The sequence below is a fragment of the Microbacterium sp. genome (genome assembly GCF_031178525.1).
GTDB lineage: Bacteria > Actinomycetota > Actinomycetes > Actinomycetales > Microbacteriaceae > Microbacterium.
This window is the reverse complement of record NZ_JAPSJA010000206.1, coordinates 1-4050: the sequence shown is the minus strand read 5'-3', so window position 1 is coordinate 4050 and position 4050 is coordinate 1. Positions and strand designations below refer to the sequence as shown.

At 70.5% G+C, this 4050-nt stretch carries 4 protein-coding genes; all 4 read right to left on the bottom strand.

Annotated features, from left to right (window positions below):
- A partial coding sequence (locus RIF89_RS11595) for an ATP-binding cassette domain-containing protein (RefSeq protein ID WP_309069266.1) occupies nucleotides 1–835 on the bottom strand: 835 nt, incomplete at its 3' end.
- A 1-nt stretch (nucleotide 836) separates the two neighbouring features.
- Complete coding sequence (locus tag RIF89_RS11590; protein WP_309069265.1) at nucleotides 837–1832, bottom strand: substrate-binding domain-containing protein; 996 nt, start codon at nucleotides 1830–1832, stop codon at nucleotides 837–839.
- 99 nt (nucleotides 1833–1931) lie between these two features.
- The gene (locus RIF89_RS11585; RefSeq protein WP_309069264.1) at nucleotides 1932–3587 is read right to left on the bottom strand and encodes an amidohydrolase; all 1656 of its coding nucleotides are present in this window, start codon (nucleotides 3585–3587) and stop codon (nucleotides 1932–1934) included.
- Nucleotides 3588–3672: 85 nt separating this feature from the next.
- Nucleotides 3673–4050: hypothetical protein (locus tag RIF89_RS11580; protein ID WP_309069263.1), on the bottom strand; the 378-nt coding region annotated here is incomplete at its 5' end.

The window sequence follows — 4050 nt, the reverse complement described above, 5'->3', positions numbered from 1 at the left end:
CGATCTCGCCCGGCTGCACGTCGAGATCGACGGGCGCGAGCCCCTCGGCCGCGAAGCCGCGGAGACGGAGCGCGGGCTCTCCGGCATCCGGAGCGGCCGGCGGGACACGCTCGCCGTGCGCGGCACCCGACACCGCGGCGACGATGTCGCCCTTGGTCACTCCCGCCATGTCGGCCGACCACACCACGCGGCCGTTGCGCAGCACCGTCGCGCGATCCGCGAGGCGCATCACCTCGTTGAGGAGGTGCGTGACGTACAGGATCGCGATGCCCTCCCGCTTGAGCTGCAGGACGAGTTCGCCCAGCCGCTCGGATTCGACGGGCGAGAGCGCGGCGCTCGGTTCGTCGAGGATCAGCAGACGCGCCCGGCGCTGCAGCGCCTTGGCGATCTCGACCTGCTGGCGCTGCCCCATCGAGAGCTCGCCCACGACGGCGTCCGGGCTGATCTCGGCTCCGATCCGCGCGAGGGCCTCCACCGCCTGGCGCTTCTGCTCGCGGCGGCGCACGAGCACACCACCGGCGGTTCGCTCCTGGCCCAGGAACAGGTTTTCGGCGACCGTGAGCGAGTCGATCAGGCTCAGGTGCTGGTAGATCACGGCGACGCCGCCGGCGATCGACGCGCGCGGATCCAGTGCCGTGTGCTGTTCGCCGTCGATGTCGATGACCCCCTGGGTGGGCGCAGTGCGCCCACCCAGGCAGCCGATCACCGTCGACTTGCCGGCGCCGTTGTGGCCGAGCAGAGCGTGCACCTCGCCCGAGCGGATCTCGAGATCCACGCCGTCCAGCGCGAGCGTCGCGCCGTACCGCTTCGTCAGCCCGGTGATCGTGACGGTCATGTCAGCCGCCGAACGAGGCGATGTAGTCGTCGAGGTCCGCGCTGTCCGGCGTGACCATGTACACGGGCACGTCGAAGCGCTCATCGCTCTCGCCCTCCCCGAGGGCGAGCGGCACGTCGATCACGGCGCGCGCGATCTCGAGCGAGTCGATCGTGACCACGGCGCGGACGAAGGAGCCCTTCTTCATCTCCTGGAACAGCGTCAGGTTTCCGTCCAGGCCCCCGACATAGGTCTCGGCGTCGTCCGCGGCACGACCCGCTCCGGCGAGAGCCTGGTATGCGCCGGCAGCCGCGTCGCCCACCGCCGCGACGACGATGCTGACGTCGGGGTGCTGGGCGAGTACCGCGCTGGTGACCGACAGGCCCTCGTCAGGCGTCACGGCCTGCTGCTGGATGATCTCGAGGTCCGGCGCCGTCTCGGCGAGCGCGTCGAGAAGACCCTGCGTGCGCTCCTGCCCGAGCTGGATGGTCTCGTCGACGAGCACGAGCGCGGTGCCCTCGCCTCCGAGGGCCTCCTCGGCCCACTGGCCGGCGTTCTCGCCGAGCATGCGGCCGGACTCCTCGAAGCTGAACTGCAGCGACGTGGTCTGGTTCTCGAGATCGCCGCCGTATGTGATCCAGTGCTTGCCCGCGTCGAGGTACTGCTTCGCCACGGTCTCCACGCTCGCGTTGTCCATGGGGAACGACACGACCGCGTCGACGTCCGATCCGAGATGGGTCGTGAGCTGGCTCACCTGCGTCGACAGGTCCATGTTGTCGTTCGTCAGGACGAGCTCGACCCCCTTCTCCTCGGCGTAGGCGGTCGCCGCCTCCGTGAGCGCGGCGTAGACCGGCAGCGCCGTGAACGGGTAGTCGAAGAGGATCTTGTCGACCGTTCCGGCCGCAGGCTGCGACGCGCCCGAGGACGCCGCCTCCGGCTCGACCGAGCAGCCGCTGAGCGTGCCTGCGGTGATCGCGACGCCCGCGGCGACCGCGAGCAGACGGTGGGTGTGCTTCATCGTGGATCTTCTTTCTGGGGTGACTGCGTGGGGACTGCAGGAGTGGCGCGGGAGTGGGCCCGCGGACGCGTGGGTGGGAGCACGCGTGTCGATGGAAGGTCAGTCGCGGGTGAAGACAAGTTCCCCTTCGAACCAGGTCTGGCGGGCGATGATGTCCTTCAGCTCATGGGGATCGACGGTCAGCGGATCCGCGCTCAGGAGCACGAAGTCGGCCGAGAGTCCGGGCGCGATCCGACCGGCCACGTCGGCGAGGTTCATCGCACGCGCGGAGGACGACGTGTAGGCGGCGAGCGCCTCGCGCACCGTGATGGCCTGCTCCGGCCACTGCCTGCCGGGGAACCTCCCGGTCGGATCCTCGCGCGTGACGAGTCCCGAGATCGCGTGCCAGGGATTCGGAGACTCCGCGACCGGCCAGTCGGATCCGCCCACGACGGTCGCACCGCTGTCGAGGAGCGCCCGGTTCGGGTGCAGCCGATCGCCGAACGGCTCAGGCAGCACGGAGCGCAGCGAGTCGACGATCACGCCGGGCACCCAGAGCATCGGCGAGATCTCGGCGACGACGTCGAGCTCCGCGAACCGCGGGATGTCGTCGGGGTGGATGTACTGGCCGTGGGCGATGTGCACGAGCAGGCCGAGCCCGTCCGCGCGCACACGCTCGACGGCGTCCAGCACCATGCGCACGGAGGCGTCGCCCGTGCAGTGGATCTTGACGCCGAGCCCCAGCTCGTCCGCGTGGCGCAGCCAGTCCTCGACCTCGCCGATCGGCATGGTCGTGGCGCCGCGATGGTCGTGTCCGTGGGCGTCCGAGGGCAGGTACGGCTCGAGGAACGCGCCCGTATGGGTGGGCGGCACGCCGTCCAGGAAGATCTTCGTGAAGTCGGGACGGTGGTGCGCGGTGCGGTGGTCCTCACCGCGTGCCATGAGCGGCCGACCGATGAACCGGTTGCCGAAGATGTTGTCGTTGATCAGCAGCGAGGACACGGCCCAGGCCTTCAGACGCCCCTCGGCGTCGAGGAGCTGGAAGGCCTGGATCAGTTCGCGGGTCGCCGCCGCGTCCTGGAACGCCGTGATCCCCAGCTCGTGCATCATCTCGATGCCGCGCTCCGAGCAGCGTGCGAGGCGTGCGATGTCCGGCTCGCCCTCGGCCGCCGCGCGCGCCTGGTCGGCGATCGCGCCCGCGGACTCGAACAGCAGCCCGGTCGCACGGCCGGCCGCGTCGCGCACGATCTTGCCTCCGGCCGGATCCGGCAGCGCGTCGTCGATGCCGGCGATCGCGAGGGCGAGGGAGTTGGCCCACTTGTTGTGGTGCGAGTCGTCCGTCAGCAGCACGGGGTTGCGGGGCGAGACGGCGTCGAGGCGGCGCAGCGGATCGGCTGTGCTCAGCTCGGGCACCAGCGTCGAGCCCCAGATCCCGCCGAGCACCCACTCCCCCGGTGCCAGATCCCTGTCGCGGATCCACGCCTCCACGGCGTCGCAGATGTCGTCGATGGTCGCCGTCGGCGCGAAGCTCAGCCGATAGAGGTCCTCCTCGCCCGCCATGGAGTGATGGTTGTGCGCGTCCATCAGCCCCGGCACGATGCACGCACCATCCGCATCCAGGATCCGGGTGCCCGGTCCGGCCAAGGCCATGATCTCGGCCGTGTCCCCGACTGCCGTGATGCGTCCGGACGCGACCGCGAAGGCCGTGGCGGCCGGGGCCGCATCGTCCATGGTGTGGACCCTCGCGTTGTGGACGATCAGGTCGTGCTCGGTCATTGCTTACTCTCCTCCGTCGGTGAGACGAATGTATTGAGCGTGCGCTCAAATATGGTTTCGATGATGTTGCGGCCGCGTGACGTTCTCAGCCCGCTCCCGAAGCCCCCACCGTCATGACGGCGAGCATGACCGCCATGGCGCCGATCTCGACGCGCATGGCGGTCGTGGCATGCGCGCCTCGCCAGGCGAGCGCGACGCTCCAGATGCCGTAGGCGGCGATCGACGCCGCGACGAGCGTCTCGGCCGGCACGCCATGGGCGTGCGGCGCAGCTGACGCCGGGGCGGGATGCGCCAGGAGCGCGGCCGCCATCAGCACCGCGCCGATCGACCGGTGCGCGGAGGCGACGCGCTCGCGCTCACGGCGCCGATCACCCGCCGACGACGCCAGCGCGGCCGCGACGAGAGCCGCCGCGAGCACCACAGACGGCATGCCGACCGCAAGCACGTGCATCACCATCGCCGC